Source organism: Herbidospora cretacea (genome assembly GCF_001570605.1).
GTDB classification, from domain to species: domain Bacteria; phylum Actinomycetota; class Actinomycetes; order Streptosporangiales; family Streptosporangiaceae; genus Herbidospora; species Herbidospora cretacea.
This window is the reverse complement of record NZ_BBXG01000015.1, coordinates 40038-54953: the sequence shown is the minus strand read 5'-3', so window position 1 is coordinate 54953 and position 14916 is coordinate 40038. Positions and strand designations below refer to the sequence as shown.

The following is a 14916-nucleotide window of genomic DNA, read 5'->3' as shown; positions in this document are numbered from 1 at the left end:
GTGGCGGTTCTGGCGATCGACATCGGCGGCACGAAGTGCGCGGTCGCCCTGACCGGCGCGTCCGGAGACATCCTGACCTCGGAAGTGGCGCCCACCCCGCCTGACGGGGACGCCGAGACCCTCTGGCTCGCGCTGCTGTCCCTGATCGAGACGACGGTCGGCGACCAGCCGGTCGAGGGCGTGGGGGTGGGCTGCGGCGGCCCGATGGCCTGGCCCGAGGGTGTGGTCGCGCCCCTCAACATGCCGGGCTGGCGCGGCGGCTTCCCGGTGGTGGCCAGGCTCCGGGAGAGGTTCCCCGGCGTTCCGGTACGCATCCACAACGACGCCATCGCCCTGGCCGCAGCCGAACACTGGAAGGGCGCCGGGCAGGGCGTCGACGACATGATCGGCATGGTCGTGTCGACCGGCGTCGGCGGCGGCCTGATCCTGAACGGCCGCCTGATCAACGGCGGCACCGGCAACGCCGGCCACATCGGCCACATCGTCGTCGACCCGGCCGGGCCGCCCTGCGGCTGCGGCGGGAACGGATGCCTGGAGGCCATCGCCAGGGGCCCCGCGCTCGCGGCCTGGGCGGTGGACCAGGGCTGGGTCCCCGGCGCCCCCGCCGCCGGGCCGCTGGACCCGGAACTGTCCGAGAGGGAGGCCGCGGCCCTCTACCGCGAGAACGCCCAGGCCACCGGCCGCCAGCTGGCCCAGGACGCGGCGGCGGGCGACCAGATCGCGGTCGCCGCGCTGACCCGCGCGGGCTGGGCCCTGGGCCTGGCCATCGCCTCGGCCACCCACCTGTGCGACGTGGACCTGGTGACCATCGGCGGCGGCCTGTCCCAGGCGGGCCCGCTGCTCTTCGAGCCGCTGGAGGAGAGCCTGCGGACGCACGCGCGGATGGGCTTCGCGTCGCGGGTGAGGGTCGTGCCCGCGGCTCTGGGCCAGGAGGCGGGCCTGATCGGCGCGGCGGCCCTGATCCTGGGCGGAGACCGCTACTGGTCTCCCTGAGCTCGGCCTGACCTGTGTACCTGTGGCTTTTCACACACCATGTCCGGAAATATTCCCGGGCACCGGAAGGCTGGACTGGGTCATGGAGTGGGGTGCGCTGGTCGGGATCGCGGTGCTGTCGCTCGGGATGGTGCTGACCCCCGGGCCGAACATGATCTATCTCGCCTCGCGGGCCATCTCGCAGGGCCGCAGGGCCGGGCTGGTCTCGCTGACGGGCACCTTCGTCGGGTTCGTCGTCTATCTGACCGCCACCTGCCTGGGCCTGACCGCGATCTTCGCGCTGGTGCCGGCCGCGTACACGGCGATCAAGCTCGCCGGGGCCGCCTACCTGCTCTGGCTCGCCTGGAAGACCCTCAAGCCCGGCGGCCAGGCCGTCTTCTCGCCCAAGGAACTGCCGAGGGACTCCAACGGCCGCCTCTTCTCCATGGGGCTGGTCACGAACCTGCTCAACCCGAAGGTCGCGATCCTCTACATGTCGCTGCTTCCGCAGTTCATCGAGCCCGCCCACGGCCATGTGATCCTGCAGAGCTTCATGCTGGGCAGCGTGCAGATCAGCATCAGCATCCTCGTCAACGCCATGATCGTCCTGGGTGCGGGCGGACTGGCCGCCTACCTCTCGACCCGGCCCACCGCCGTGCGGATCCAGCGCTACGTGACCGGGAGCGTGCTGGGGGCGTTCGCGGTGCGTCTGGCCGCCGACCGGTCCGAAGCCGTTCTCGCGACGCCGTAGTGGCAGGATGGCGCGCATGGCTGCACCGATGGTGACGTACGACGACGTGCTCGCCGCCCGCGAACTCCTCAAAGGTGTGATCGCCCACACCCCGATGGTCCACTCGCGGGTGCTGTCCGAGACGATCGGCGGGCCCGTCTACCTGAAGGCCGAGAACCTCCAGCGGGCCGGGTCGTTCAAGGTGCGCGGAGCCTACGTGCGCATCGCCCGGCTGTCGGAGGAGGAGCGGGCCAGGGGCGTCGTCGCGGCCAGCGCGGGCAACCACGCCCAGGGCGTCGCCTTCGGCTCGGGCCTGCTGGGCGCCAAGTCGACCGTCTACATGCCCGAGGGCGCGCCGCTGCCCAAGGTCGAGGCCACCCGGGGCTACGGCGCCGAGGTCATCTTCGCCGGTCACACCGTCGACCACGCCCTCCACGCCGCCAGGCAGCACGCCGACGAGACCGGCGCGGTCTTCATCCACCCCTTCGACCACCCCGACGTCATCGCCGGTCAGGCCACCATCGGGCTGGAGATCATCGAACAGCTCCCCGAGACGGGGACCATCGTGCTCGCCATCGGCGGCGGGGGCCTGGCCGCCGGGGTGGCCCTGGCGGCCAAACACCTCCGTCCGGGTGTACGTGTGGTCGGCGTCCAGGCCGAACGCGCCGCCGCCTATCCCGAGTCGCTCGCGGCGGGCCACCCGGTGATGGTCGAGCCCCAGTTCACGATGGCCGACGGGATCGCCGTCGGCCGGCCCGGCGACCTGCCGTTCGAGATGATCCACTACCTGGTCGACCAGGTGGTGACCGTCTCGGAGGAGTCGCTGTCGCGGGCCCTGCTGCTCTGCCTCGAACGCGGCAAGATGGTCGTCGAACCGGCGGGCGTCGCCGGGGTGGCGGCCCTGCTCGACAAGCCGCACGCCTTCGAGCCCCCAGTCGTGGCGGTCCTGTCGGGCGGCAACATCGACCCGCTGCTGCTGGCCCGCGTGCTCCGCCACGGCCTGGCCGCCGCGGGCCGCTACCTGGCCTTCCGCATCCGGCTGCCCGACCGCCCGGGGGCCCTGGCGGCGCTGCTCCAGCGGCTGGCCGAGCTCAAGGCCAACATCCTCGACGTCGTCCACGAACGCGTCGGCGCCCGCCTCCACCTCGACGAGGCCGAGGTCCTGCTCCAGCTGGAGACGCGCGGCCCCGACCACTGCCACGACCTGCTCGCCGCCCTCAGGCGGGACGGCTACAAGCTGATCTTCTCCTGACCGCCCCTCAGCCGAGGGTCGTCGGGCGGCCCTTGTCGAACAGCCACTGGCCGAAGAGTTCGCCGAGCTTCTGCCCCGAGAGCTGCTCGGCCAGGGCGGTGAACTGCTCGGTGGTGGCGTTGCCGTATTGGTGGTCGGCGGCCCACCGGCGGATGATCGTGAAGAACGTCTGGTCGCCCACCTGGGTGCGCAGGGCGTGGAGGGCCATCGCGCCCCGCGTGTAGACCGAGTTGTTGAACAGGTCGTTCTTCTGCGCGACGCCCGGCGGGTAGTTCCAGATCGGGTCTTCGGCGTTGCGGTAGTGGCGGTCGAAGATCTGCTGGACGGTGCCCTGGCCCTGGTGTTCGCTCCACAGCCACTCGGCGTAGGTCGCGAAGCCCTCGTTGAGCCACAGGTCCTTCCAGCGGGAGATGCTCACGCTGTCGCCGAACCACTGGTGGGCCAGCTCGTGGGAGATGATCCCCTCGTCGGGCTCGAAGCCGCCGTAGATCGGCTTGGTCTGGTTCTCCAGCGCGTAGCCCGACGCGTAGTCGTCGATGACGCCGCCGGTCGACTTGAAGGGGTAGGGCCCGAAGATCGTCGACCAGTAGTCGGTGATCCGGCCGGAGAGCTCGTAGAGCCGGGTGAGCTGACCCTGGTAGCGGGGGTCGACGGCGGCGTAGACGGGCGTGCCGGCCTCGGAGGTGCCGGTCTTCACCAGGAAGTTCCCGGTGGTCATGGTGGCCAGGTAGCTGGCCATGGGGTGGGTCTCGCGCCACACGAAGGTGGTCTTGCCGCCCGACGACGCCGGCCGGCCCTGCAGTTCGCCGTTGGCGATGGCGGTCACGCCGTCGGGGACGGTCAGCCGGAAGTCGTAGGTGGCCTTGTCGGCCGGGTGGTCGTTGGACGGGAACCAGGTCTTGGCCCCGTTGGGCTCCGCCGTCACGAACGACCCGTCCTTGGTCGGGATGAAGCCGTAGCTGCCCAGGTTGGAGGAGTCGCGCACCGGCTGGGGCTCGCCCTGGTAGGTCACCACGGCCTGGAACGGGACGCCCTTGCGCAGGTCGGCGGTGACGGTCATCTCGTCGCCCGACCGGGAGAACGGCGCCGACCGGCCGCCGACCGTCACCGCGTCGACGGTGAAGCCGCGGAGGTCGAGGTTGAAGCTCGACAGGTTCTCGGTCGCGGTGGCGTCGATCGTGGTCGTGCCGGCCAGCCGCCGCGACGCGGGGTCGTAACCGAGGGCCAGGGTGTAGTGGCCGACGTCGTAGCCGCCGTTGCCGTCGGTGGGGAAGTCGGCGTCGCCGATCCCGCTCGCCCCGGCCGTCCCGGAGCGCGCCGGACCCCGGTCGGACGCCCCCGACGGTGAGCAACTCGTGAGTGTGACGACGATGAGCGCGCCCGATAGCGCGCTGGTGAACCGGCCCTGCAGCATGGGTGCCCCTCCCCGAACGACCTGCCGGGACACTTTATGCGAGGCTGCGGACACCCTCAGGCATCGACGACCAGGGTTGATGCCGCTTTGTCGTGCAGTGCCTGCTTTCTTCGGTCGAACAAAATCCAGACGAGGTCCAGGAAGCCCAGGCAGCAGGTGGCCGTGAGGACGACGTACACGATCGAACGGACCGCCGCCTGGCCGGTGCCGATGCGCGTGCCGTCCTCCCGGGTCACGCGCATGTGGAGGATCTTCTTGCCGGGCGTCTGGCCGTTCCAGTAGGCGTGGAAGAGCCAGTAGTACAGGAACCCGATCAGGAAGCCCCAGAACCAGTGGGTGACCTGCTCGGTGTGCCACACGCCGGTGCGCTCGTCGTACACCTCCGCCCAGGTGTCGTACGTGAACGGCGTGGAGAGGATGGCGACGACGACGGCGTCCACGATGCCGGCGAGAAGACGGCGCCACCGGCCGGCGAGGGGTTGGCCGACCGGTGGCGGGGCGCCGGGACCGGGCGTCCCGTACGGGGGACGCCCGCCCGGCGCGGGCGGCGGTGTCCAGGGCTGGGACGGGTCCTGGCCCGGGAGATCGCCCGGCGGCGGTGTCGGAGAAGCCATGCCAGGGTGATCACCCGCTGCGGACCAGGACAAATCCGCCGCGTAGTAAAGATCTACAGGTTGCCGCGGAGCTCCTGCTCGCGCTCGATCGCCTCGAACAGGGCCTTGAAGTTGCCCTTGCCGAAGCCGAGCGAGCCGTGCCGCTCGATGAACTCGAAGAACACCGTCGGACGGTCCTGCACGGTCTTGGTGAAGATCTGCAGCAGATAGCCGTCCTCGTCGCGGTCGACCAGGATGCGCCGCTTCTTCAGCTCCTCGACCGGGACGCGCACGTTGCCGATGCGCTCACGCAGCGCGGGGTCGTCGTAGTAGGAGTCGGGCGTGTCCAGGAACTCCACCCCGGCCGCGCGCATCCGGTCGACGGTGTCGAGGATGTCGTTGGTCGCCAGCGCGATGTGCTGCACGCCGGGACCGCCGTAGAACTCCAGGTACTCGTCGATCTGCGACTTCTTCTTCCCGGCCGCCGGCTCGTTCAGCGGGAACTTCACCTTGCGGCTGCCGTCGGCCACGACCTTGGACATCAGCGCCGAGTACTCGGTCGCGATGTCGTCGCCGATGAACTCGGCCATCCGGGTGAAGCCCATGACCCGCTCGTAGAACTCGACCCACTCCTCCATGCGCTCGACGTTGCCGACGCAGTGGTCCACCGCCTGGAACATCCGCTTGCCGGGCTCCACAATGGGCTTGGCCTCGACGTATCCGGGCAGGTAGACGCCGGTGTAGTTGGACCGGTCGACCAGGGTGTGGCGGGTCTCGCCATAGGTGGCGATGGCGGCCATCACGACCTTGCCGTGGTCGTCCTCGACCACGTAGGGCTCGGCGATGCCGGTCGCGCCCTGCTCCAGCGCGTGCCGGTAGGCGGCCTCCACGTCGGGCACGTCCAGGGCCAGGTCGATCACCCCGTCGCTGTGCGCGGCCACATGGCGGGCAAGATCGGTGCCGGGACGGATCGCGCCCCGCAACTCGAACCGGGCGCCACCCGACTTGAGCACATAGGCGACCTCGTCGCGGCTGCCGGTCTCCGGACCCTTGTACGCGATCAGGGTCATCCCGTAAGCCGTCGAGTAGTAGTGGGCGGCCTGCTTCGCGTTGCCTACCGCGAACACGACCGCGTCCATGCCGTGGACAGGGAACACGTCATCGCTCATGGGCCCACTCTGTGGTTAAGTGTCCAACCTGTGCAACTGTGTCCGAAAACAGTGGACAATGTGTCTACCGGATGGCAGGCCGGGAAGAGAAAAGTTGTGAGCGTTGACCAGCTTGACATCAGGCTTGTGGCACTGCTGAACGAGGAGCCCAGAATCGGGGTGCTCGAGTGCAGCCGCCGGCTCAACGTCGCCCGGGGCACCGTCCAGGCGCGGCTCGACCGGCTGGTCGCGCGGGGTGTGATCATCGGCTTCGGCCCCGAGATCGACCCGGCCGCCCTCGGCTACGACGTCACCGCCTTCGTGACCCTCCAGATCCGCCAGATGTCCGGCCACGAACCGCTCGCCGACCGGCTCGGCCGCATCCCCGAGGTGCTGGAAGTCCACACGATCACCGGCAGCGGCGACATGCTGTGCCGTATCGTCGCCCGGAGCAACGCCGACCTCCAGCGGGTCATCGACCTGATCGTCGATCTCCACGGGGTCATGCGCACCGAATCGGTGATCGCTCTGGACACACCTGTCCCTTACCGCACACTTCCGCTGGTCAGGGCGGCACAACGCTAAGTGTGCGGAGCATCGCGACGTATCGTTTACGGTGATGGTTCATCGTCGGCCGGGGGGTGCGCGTGGGGATCGGCAGGAAGTTCGCGGGTTTGTGGCCGCGACGGAGGTTCCTGCGCATCGCCCTCATCGGCGTCGGCGTCGCCGCCATGGCCGTGATCGGTGGATTCGCGGTGATCTGGGTGCTGACCCCCATCCCCGACACGACCCAGGAGTCGGCCACCGCGCAGGGTTCGGTGATCTACTACCGCGACGGCAAGACCGTCCTGGCCAACCGGGGCGTCGACCGCAAGGCCGTCCCGCTCTCGGAGGTGCCGAAGGCGGTCAGAGAGGCCGTCATCGCCGCCGAGAACCGCACCTTCTACCAGGACCAGGGCGTCTCTCTGTCCGGCACGGCCAGGGCCATGTGGTCGACCCTCACGGGCAACCAGATCCAGGGCGGCTCGACGATCACCCAGCAGCTCGTCCGCAACTACTACAGCGGCCTGAGCCAGGAACGGTCCATCGGCCGCAAGCTCAAGGAGATCATGATCTCCCTGAAGGTGGATCGCTCCAAGTCCAAGGACTGGGTCCTCGAGCAGTACCTGAACACCATCTACTTCGGCCGGGGCGCCCACGGCATCCAGGCCGCCGCCCAGGCCTATTTCCGGGTGGACGTCGGCAAGCTGACCCCCGCCCAGGGCGCCTACCTGGCGGCGGTGATCCAGCAGCCGTCCAACTTCGCCAACCCGACCGGCGCGATGCTGACCGCCGCCCAGGCCCGCTGGAAGTCGGTCGTCGACGGCATGGTCAAGATCGACGCGGTCACCGCCGGGGAGGCCGCCCAGATGACCTTCCCCGAGCTGAAGAAGCAGAAGAAGCCGCTGTCGCTGTCGGGCCAGAACGGCTACATGCTCGCCCAGGTGGTCAACGAGCTCAACCGCATGGGCTATACCGACGAGAACATCTTCCAAGACGGCCTCAAGGTCACCACGACCTTCGACAAGAAGCTGATGGCCGCCGCCTCGGCCGCCGTCTCCGACGTGCTGCCCGAGGGCACGCCGAAGAAGGTCCGCGCCGGCCTGGCCGCCGTCGACCCCGACAACGGCGAGGTGGTCGCCTTCTACGGCGGCCGCGACTACGCCCAGAGCGAGTGGAACAGCGCCTTCGACGCCAAGGTCCAGGCCGGGTCGACGTTCAAGGCCTACGCCCTGGCCGCCGCGCTCCAGGACGGCAAACCGCTGACCGACCGCTACTACGGCAACTCGCCGATGTACGTGAACGGGGCCAGCATCCCCAACTCCGGCGGTTCCTCCTACGGGTCGGTCAACCTGGTGCAGGCCACCCAATATTCGGTCAACACCGCCTTCGTCGACCTCGGCCAGCAGATCGGCCTCGACAAGATCGCCGCCGCCGCCGAAGCCGCCGGGATCCCCGCCGCCCAGCTCGCCCAGCACCGCAAGGCGGCCACCTTCCCGCTGGGGGTGGCGTCGGTGAGCGCCGTCCAGCAGGCCGGGGCCTACGCCACGTTCGCGTCCGGTGGCGTCCACCACGACCCCCACGTGATCAGGTCGGTCACCGACGCGTCCGGCAAGACCCGCAAGACCGACACCACCGGCCGCCGCGTGTTCACCGAGGACACCGCCGCCGACGCCACCTTCGCCATGGAGCAGGTCGTCACCGCCGGCACCGGCACCGGCGCCCGCCTCTACGACCGCCCGGTCGCCGGCAAGACCGGCACGACCGACGCCTCGGCCGCCGTCTGGTTCAACGGCTACGTGCCGCAGCTCTCGGTCGCGGTCGACATGTTCCGCGACGACAACCTGCCGGTGACGATCCCCGGCTACGGCGAGCTCTACGGCGGAACCCTCCCGGCGCAGATCTGGAAGGCGTTCATGACGGCCGCCATGGAGGGCAAGCCGGTCAAGGAGTTCCCCGACCCGGTGACCTACTACCGCTGGGACAACGACTACTACCGCCCGACCGACGACGACGAGCGCTCCTACGAGTCCGGCGACCCCAGCCCCGACCCGAGCCCGACCTCGCCGGGCGACGACGGGAACTCGCCGCCGCCCAGCGACGACGGCGGCGGCGGTCCTGAGGCGACCCCGCCGCCGTCCGAGGGCGGCGGCCCCGGCGACGAGCCGCCGGGCGACGACCAGCCCGACCAGCAGCCGCCCGACCTGCCGACCGACGGCGGCCCGCCCGACGTGCCGGTCGGCACGCGCTAACCGGCCAGCTGGGCCCGCAGGTCGGCCGGGGTGGTGACCGGCAGCCGGCAGGCGAAGCCACGGCAGACGTACGCCGCCGGTTCGCCGTCGACGAGCGTGCGGCCCGTCATGAGCGGGACGTCCCCCTCGCCCAGCGCGATGACCATGCCCGGCGCGCCCGACAGCAGGGCGGCGCGGTGGAGCGCCCTGGTCCGGTCGTCGGAGGGCGCGCCCGTGATGGCGACCTCGACGGGTCCCGCGAGAGCCGCCGTGGCGACGGCCAGCCCCCAGCCGGCGAAGCGGGCGTAGCGGTCGGCCAGCGTGGAGACCGGCCCCAGCGCCCCTTCGGCCGCCTCGCGGTGTCTCGCCGAGCCCGAGAGGGCGGCGTAGGACAGCAGGGCCCCGGCCGCCGCGAACTGGCCTGACGGGGTTGCGTTGTCGGTCGGGTCCTGCGGGCGCTGGAAGAGGCGTTCGCCGTCGTCGGCGGTGTCGAAGAAGCCGCCCTCGCCGTCGGGGAACCGGTCGAGCAGGGTGTCGAGGAGGGCTCCCGCCCGGTCGTACCAGCGCTGGTCGCCGGTGATGCCGTAGAGGGTCAGGAACCCCTCGGCGACGTCGGCGTAGTCTTCGAGCACCCCGGCGTTGGCCCCCGCGCGGCCGTCGCGGGAGGTGCGCAGGAGGCGTCCGTCCCTGATGTGGACGGCGTCGAGGAGCTCCGCGGCCTTCGTCGCCGCCTCGACCAGCTCCGGCCGGTCGAGCAGCGCGCCCGTCTCGGCCAGGGCGGCGATCGCCAGCCCGTTCCACGCCGCGACCACCTTGTCGTCGCGGCCGGGCCTGACCCGCAGCTCCCGCGCGGTCCGCAGGCGGGCCCGGACCGAGGCGTGGCGCTCCTGGTCGTCGGGGTCGTCGAGGAGCTGCAGCACCGAGGTGCCGTGTTCGAACGTGCCGGTGACCTCGAACAGCTCCGCCGCCCACGCGGCGTCGGCCTGGCCGAGGACCTCCTGGAGCTGGTCGGGCGTCCAGACGTAGAAGCGGCCCTCCTCGCCCTCGCTGTCGGCGTCGAGCGCCGAGGCGAAGCCGCCCTCGGGCGTGCGGAGCTCGGCGATCATCCACCCGGCCGTCTCCAGAGCCACGCGCCTGGCCAGCGGCGAGCCGGTGTCGCGCCACCAGTGGGCGTAGACGCGCAGCAGCAGGGCGTTGTCGTAGAGCATCTTCTCGAAGTGGGGCACGATCCAGGCGTCGTCGACGCTGTAGCGGGCGAACCCGCCGGCCAGCTGGTCGTAGAGGCCGCCCCTGGCCATCGCCTCCAGGGTCCGGTCGGCCATGGTGAGGGCCTGCGGGGTGCGTACGCGCAGCAGGAACTCCAGCACCATCGACGGCGGGAACTTCGGCGCGCCGCCGAACCCGCCCCGCCCCTCGTCGAAGGTCTCCTGAAGGCTGTTGACCGCCGCCTCCAGGGTCTCCCGGGTCGGCAGCGGCCCCGACGGCAGCGCGGCCCGCTCGTTGAGGGCCTCCACGACCTTGCCGCCCTGGTCGAGCACGGCGTCACGGTCGTTGGTCCACGCCTCGTGGACGCCCATCAGCAGCCGCTGGAAGTTCTGGCGGGGGAAGTAGGTGCCGGCGTAGAAGGGATGGCCGTCGGGCGTGGCGAAGACGGTCATCGGCCACCCGCCCTGCCCGGTCATGGCCTGCGTGGCGCCCATGTAGACGGCGTCGACGTCGGGCCGCTCCTCGCGGTCGACCTTGATGTTGACGAAACGGGCGTTCATGATCGCGGCGGTGCCCTTGTCCTCGAAGGACTCGTGGGCCATGACGTGACACCAGTGGCAGGCGGAGTAGCCGACGGAGATCAGCAGGGGCACGTCCCGCCGCCGCGCCTCGGCGAAGGCCTCCTCACCCCACTCGAACCAGTCGACGGGATTGTCGGCGTGCTGCAACAGGTAGGGACTCGTGGCCCCGGCCAGCCGGTTCATACGGCCCAGCCTAGGTGAGCCGTCCGACTGGGGAAGATCGGCCGCGGGGCGGTCACCTCATGGGGGGCGCGTGGCGCTCCATCAGATATTCGTCCCGCCAGGCCCCGTCGAGGAAGACGTGCCGGCGGGCGACGCCGATCGTGGTGAAGCCGTTCTTCTCCAGGACCCGTTTCGACCGGGGATTGTCGACCCGCACCGACGCCTCGACCCGGTGTAACTCCAGCTCGCAGAACGCGATGTCCAGGACGACCCCCAGCGCCGCCGTCGCGACCCCGCGCCCGCCCTCCTTCTCCGCCACCCAGTAACCGACCCGGGCCGACTGGAGGGCGCCTCGGAGGATGGTGTTGAGCGTGATGAAGCCGCACGGGCGGTCGCCCAGGTAGATCAGGGCGGGCCAGCGGTCGCCGGCGCGCATGGCCGTCACCATCATGCGGATGTTGTCGCGCTGGCCGCCGACGGTGAAGAAGTCGTCGGTGCGGACCGGTTCGTAGGGCCGCAGGAAGTCGCGGTTCTCCTGGTAGACGGCGGCCAGGTCGGCCGCCATGGTCAGCCCCGCCGGCCGTATTTCCAGATCCATCCAGCGATGCTACGTAGCCGATGTCGGCAGATTGAAGACCAGGTCGAGAGCGGTTACCTCGAAGAGATGGGCGATATAGGGAGTCATCCCCACGAATCGCATCTCGGCGGGGTGTTCCTCGGCCGCGTGATAGAGGTGGATCAAGGTCGCCAGGCCGGACGAGTCGATGAAGGTGACCCCCGACAGGTCGATCTCCAGGACCCGCAGGCCGCTGTTCATGAATGTGGGCGTCAGGGCCGCCAGGTCACCCGACGTCGTGTAGTCGAAGTCGCCGGAGAGGGTCAGCCGGGTGACCCCTGGGTCCGGGCTCTCGAGCTCGATCAGAAAAGGCGCGGTGTCCATCAGGCTCCATCTGCGGCGAGCGTGCCCTCCGCCAGCAAGTGGCGGGCGCGCGGGAAATCGTGCAGTTCGTCGTGGAGGAGGCGCAGGGCCAGCGCCACCGACCTCGCGGGCACGCCGCGGGCGCGCAGGAGGTCGCAGGTCCACTGGACGAAGTCGGTGAAGAGTCTCGTGTCGTCGATGTAGAGGGCGGCGGCCAGGAAGTCGGCGATGTGGCCGAGGTCGTCGGCGGTGTGGTCGACCTGGGCCTGCGTGTAGTCGAGCATCCGGGGGTAGCGCCGGGGGAGCTCGGTCATCACCCGGGCCAGGATCTCGCCCCGGCGCTTGACGAACAGGGTGTACTCCTCGTCGGCCAGGTGGGCCAGGGTCTCGCCGGGGGTGGGGAACGAGGGGAGCCGGCCTTCCTCGAGCAGGTCGGCGGCGGCGTCGGCCGTGGGGGCCCAGCCGTCGGCGCCGAGCTTGACGGCGAAGCGGCCGTCGGCGCCGAAGCCCGCGCCGCCCGCCAGGACCGGGATGCCGACGGCCTGGCAGGCCGTCAGGGTCGCGTGGGCGCGCGGCAGGCGGGTGGCCAGCGCGCAGCCGATCGCGACCGCGTCGGGGCCGGTCTGGTGGAGATGGGTGATGAGGTGAGGGCCGGGCACGTTCGCGCCGAGGAAGTCGACCTGCCAGCCGCGCAGCCGCAGGACCTCGGCCAGCAGGCGGGTCGGCAGCGCGTGGTATTCCCCGTCGGCGCAGGCCACGGTGATACGGCTCTTGGTCGGGCGGGGGCGGACGCTGGTGGTGATGGCGGCCACGGCGCGCTCGCTGATCGCGGTGGCGCCGTGTTCGCGGGCGACCGACCAGTCGCCGGCCGCCCACAGCTCACCGACCCGGCGCTGGGCCGGGGCGATCACGTCGAGGAGCAGGGACTCGGGCGGCACCCCGTCGCCGAGCAGGCCCAGGACCAGGTCGATGGCGCCGAACTCGTCGGCCGCGCCGACCCTCTCCAGGTAGTCGTCGACCGCGCCGGCCACCTTCACCGGGCTCGTCACGCTCATCGTGACCGCCGGATCGCCAGCAGGGCGCGGTCGTCGAAGACCCCTCCCGCCAGCCAGTCGCTGTTGAGCTGCTCCAGGCGCTCGACCACCGCGCCGGCGGGCAGGCCGGCGCAGGTGGCGAGGGCGGTCTTGAGCCGGCTCGCGCCGTACATCTCGCGGCCGGTGGTGCCGCCGAAGGCCTCGGTGATGCCGTCGCTGTAGAGGAGCAGCAGGTCGCCGGGGGCGAGCTCGATCGTGGCGGTACGCAGCACGATCATGCCCGACTTGATCGCGCCGAGCAGGGAGCCGCGCGCGTCGACCTCCTCCACCGTGCCGTCGGCCCGCAGCAGCAGCGGGGCCGGGTGGCCGGCGACGGCGAGGTCGATCACGCCGTCGGCGGGCCGGATCGCCGCCAGCACCAGCGTCACGTGGGAACTGGGCGTCGGTGAGCCCAGCAGCGCCCGGTTGATCAGGCGCATGAGCTTCTCGGGGTCGCGTTCGAGCAGCAGCAGGGCGCGCAGGCTGTGGCGCACCTGACCGGCCAGCACGGCCGCGCGCGGGCCCTTGCCGCACACGTCGCCGAGGGTCACCAGGGGGCCCTCGGAGGTGGGCAGCACGTCGTAGAAGTCGCCGCCGATCAGGGCGGTCTGCTGGGCGGCCCGCAGCGAGCCGGCCAGCTCCAGCCCGTCGACGACGGGCAGCGGCGGCGGCAGCAGGTCGCCCGCGAGGATCGCATTGGTCGTGCTCTGCTGCTGGTAGAGCACCGCGGCCGAGATGGCGGCGCCCGCACGGGCGGCGAACACCCGGACCAGCGTCTCGGTCTCGTCGTCGTAGCCCTTGCCGCCCTCGCGGCGGGCCAGCACGAGCGCACCTGCGGGCACGCCGTTGCCCGGCAGCGGGGTCACCAGCAGGTGGCCGACCGGGCCGAAGCCGTCGGGCAGCAGCCAGTCGGGCGCCTGCGACGGGTCCAGCCAGCGGCTGGGCACCGGCGGGAAGCCGGCCAGCGCCTCGGCCAGACCGGGCACCTGGTCGGCGGAGGCGACCGGGATCTCGCCCTCCTCCAGCCCGGCCTCGGAGGACCGGAGCCAGGAGGTGCGGCGCATGCCTCCCGGCGGCAGCACGACCATCGCCACGTCGGCCAGCAGACCGGCCGCAAGCTCGGCGGTGGCGCGGGCGCACCGGCGGGTGTTGAGCGAGGCCGACAGCCGCCGCCCCGCCTCGACGAGGAACTGGGTGCGCTCACGCTCGGCCCGCAGCGCGTCGGCGCGGGCCGCCTCGGCCGTGACGTCACGCAGGTACCAGGCCTGGTGGACGATGCCGAAGATCTCCCGGCGGACCCGCAGCAGACGGTCGCCGACCGCCGTCTGATAGGTCTCCCCGGGTTCGCGGCTCCGATCGAGGACGGCGGTCACGTCGCCCGGAACCATCTCCGTGGCGGCATGGTTGACCAGCACGACCGCGCCGTCGGCGTCGCACAGCACGACTCCGTCGGCGGCCGCTTCCACGATCGCCCGCAGCACCTCTGTCGAGGGCGCATGCGTTACCGACTCCATCACCGGCCCTTTCACGCGAGGATCAGCCAACTTTACCGGGCCGGGTCAGCCTCGACGCGTGAAGTCACATTGCCCGGAATGATGGCAATCATGCGGGTTGCGAATTGACCCGCGGGTGGCGGGTAGTTAGCGTGCGACGAGCTAGTACAGGGGGACGGAGTGAACACCGACCAGCATCTCCGGTGGGCGATCACCACCGACCTGGTGAGCCTGCGCGGCCGGGTGACCGCGCTGGCGACCGAGGCGGGCCTGCGCGGCCACCGCCGGGGCGACCTGGTCACGGCGGTCAACGAAGCCGTGATCAACGTGCTCGAACACGGTGGAGGTGAGGGCGTCGTGGAGATCTGGTACGACCATGAGGGCGTGACCGTCGAGGTCACCGACTCGGCGGGCACCCTCCAGCCGCAGGACATCCACCGCAGCCGCCCTTCGTCGAGCACGCCGCGGGGCTTCGGCCTGTGGCTGATGGGCCAGCTCTGCGACGAGTTCAGCATCTCCCAGATGGTGGGCAGGTCCCGCATCCGATTGCGAATGGTCCTTGCCCAAGCACCCCGCTAGCCGCGTCACACCGGCGGGCGTAG

Annotated in this window: 14 protein-coding genes; 6 read left to right on the top strand and 8 right to left on the bottom strand. The window is 71.0% G+C overall.

Annotated elements, in window-relative coordinates:
- The 3 genes from AW270_RS25975 to ilvA all read left to right on the top strand — a co-directional run bounded on the left by AW270_RS25975 (window position 1) and on the right by ilvA (window position 2954).
- Window positions 1-993 (top strand): ROK family protein, encoded by a 993-nt coding sequence (locus AW270_RS25975; protein ID WP_061298521.1) that lies wholly within the window; start codon window positions 1-3, stop codon window positions 991-993.
- 82 nt (window positions 994-1075) lie between these two features.
- Entirely contained in the window at window positions 1076-1723 is a 648-nt protein-coding gene (locus AW270_RS25970; protein ID WP_061298519.1) for a LysE family translocator, read from the top strand.
- 16 nt (window positions 1724-1739) lie between these two features.
- The gene (ilvA, locus tag AW270_RS25965; protein ID WP_061298517.1) at window positions 1740-2954 is read left to right on the top strand and encodes a threonine ammonia-lyase; all 1215 of its coding nucleotides are present in this window, start codon (window positions 1740-1742) and stop codon (window positions 2952-2954) included.
- Between the two features lie 7 nt (window positions 2955-2961).
- Here ilvA and AW270_RS25960 read toward each other — a convergent pair whose 3' ends face one another.
- The 3 genes from AW270_RS25960 to hppD are packed head-to-tail and all read right to left on the bottom strand — an operon-like array spanning window position 2962 to window position 6130.
- A complete protein-coding gene (locus AW270_RS25960) occupies window positions 2962-4368 on the bottom strand; it encodes a M1 family metallopeptidase (RefSeq protein WP_061298514.1) in 1407 nt (468 codons plus the stop codon).
- Between the two features lie 56 nt (window positions 4369-4424).
- Window positions 4425-4982: an RDD family protein gene (locus AW270_RS25955; protein ID WP_082801843.1), complete on the bottom strand. Its 558-nt coding sequence runs from the start codon at window positions 4980-4982 to the stop codon at window positions 4425-4427.
- A gap of 53 nt (window positions 4983-5035) precedes the next feature.
- Window positions 5036-6130, bottom strand: a complete 1095-nt coding sequence (gene hppD / locus AW270_RS25950; RefSeq protein ID WP_061298510.1) for a 4-hydroxyphenylpyruvate dioxygenase — start codon at window positions 6128-6130, stop codon at window positions 5036-5038.
- Window positions 6131-6226: 96 nt separating this feature from the next.
- Between hppD and AW270_RS25945 the strand changes: the two genes are divergently transcribed.
- Together AW270_RS25945 and AW270_RS25940 are read left to right on the top strand one after the other, a co-directional pair.
- Complete coding sequence (locus AW270_RS25945; RefSeq protein ID WP_061298508.1) at window positions 6227-6694, top strand: Lrp/AsnC family transcriptional regulator; 468 nt, start codon at window positions 6227-6229, stop codon at window positions 6692-6694.
- A 62-nt stretch (window positions 6695-6756) separates the two neighbouring features.
- Window positions 6757-8901 carry a transglycosylase domain-containing protein gene (locus AW270_RS25940; RefSeq protein WP_245674853.1) on the top strand — a complete coding sequence of 715 codons (2145 nt, stop codon included), beginning with the start codon at window positions 6757-6759 and terminating at the stop codon, window positions 8899-8901.
- On the opposite strand, the gene AW270_RS25935 is transcribed toward AW270_RS25940, so the two are convergent.
- From AW270_RS25935 to AW270_RS25915, 5 genes are read right to left on the bottom strand one after another with little or no spacing between them, the layout of a single operon-like run.
- Window positions 8898-10850 (bottom strand): thioredoxin domain-containing protein, encoded by a 1953-nt coding sequence (locus AW270_RS25935; protein WP_061298506.1) that lies wholly within the window; start codon window positions 10848-10850, stop codon window positions 8898-8900. The genes AW270_RS25940 and AW270_RS25935 overlap by 4 nt on opposite strands.
- A 52-nt stretch (window positions 10851-10902) precedes the next feature.
- Window positions 10903-11427 carry a GNAT family N-acetyltransferase gene (locus AW270_RS25930; RefSeq protein ID WP_063819339.1) on the bottom strand — a complete coding sequence of 175 codons (525 nt, stop codon included), beginning with the start codon at window positions 11425-11427 and terminating at the stop codon, window positions 10903-10905.
- Between the two features lie 9 nt (window positions 11428-11436).
- Window positions 11437-11769 (bottom strand): STAS domain-containing protein, encoded by a 333-nt coding sequence (locus AW270_RS25925; RefSeq protein ID WP_061298503.1) that lies wholly within the window; start codon window positions 11767-11769, stop codon window positions 11437-11439.
- Entirely contained in the window at window positions 11769-12803 is a 1035-nt protein-coding gene (locus AW270_RS25920) for a cobalamin B12-binding domain-containing protein (protein WP_061298501.1), read from the bottom strand. Before AW270_RS25920 ends, AW270_RS25925 begins: the two co-directional genes overlap by 1 nt.
- Entirely contained in the window at window positions 12800-14335 is a 1536-nt protein-coding gene (locus AW270_RS25915) for a SpoIIE family protein phosphatase (RefSeq protein ID WP_157522636.1), read from the bottom strand. Before AW270_RS25915 ends, AW270_RS25920 begins: the two co-directional genes overlap by 4 nt.
- A gap of 159 nt (window positions 14336-14494) precedes the next feature.
- Between AW270_RS25915 and AW270_RS25910 the strand changes: the two genes are divergently transcribed.
- Window positions 14495-14893, top strand: coding sequence for an ATP-binding protein (locus tag AW270_RS25910; RefSeq protein ID WP_061298497.1), 399 nt, complete (start codon window positions 14495-14497; stop codon window positions 14891-14893).
- Window positions 14894-14916: the final 23 nt, after the last annotated feature.

Coding starts and splice junctions, on each gene's coding strand:
- AW270_RS25970 (WP_061298519.1), top strand. CDS start 1,076: ATGGAGTGGGGTGCGCTGGTCGGGATCGCGGTGCTGTCGCTCGGGATG.
- ilvA (WP_061298517.1), top strand. CDS start 1,740: ATGGCTGCACCGATGGTGACGTACGACGACGTGCTCGCCGCCCGCGAA.
- AW270_RS25960 (WP_061298514.1), bottom strand. CDS start 4,368: ATGCTGCAGGGCCGGTTCACCAGCGCGCTATCGGGCGCGCTCATCGTC.
- AW270_RS25955 (WP_082801843.1), bottom strand. CDS start 4,982: ATGGCTTCTCCGACACCGCCGCCGGGCGATCTCCCGGGCCAGGACCCG.
- hppD (WP_061298510.1), bottom strand. CDS start 6,130: ATGAGCGATGACGTGTTCCCTGTCCACGGCATGGACGCGGTCGTGTTC.
- AW270_RS25935 (WP_061298506.1), bottom strand. CDS start 10,850: ATGAACCGGCTGGCCGGGGCCACGAGTCCCTACCTGTTGCAGCACGCC.
- AW270_RS25930 (WP_063819339.1), bottom strand. CDS start 11,427: ATGGATCTGGAAATACGGCCGGCGGGGCTGACCATGGCGGCCGACCTG.
- AW270_RS25925 (WP_061298503.1), bottom strand. CDS start 11,769: ATGGACACCGCGCCTTTTCTGATCGAGCTCGAGAGCCCGGACCCAGGG.
- AW270_RS25920 (WP_061298501.1), bottom strand. CDS start 12,803: ATGAGCGTGACGAGCCCGGTGAAGGTGGCCGGCGCGGTCGACGACTAC.
- AW270_RS25915 (WP_157522636.1), bottom strand. CDS start 14,335: ATGGAGTCGGTAACGCATGCGCCCTCGACAGAGGTGCTGCGGGCGATC.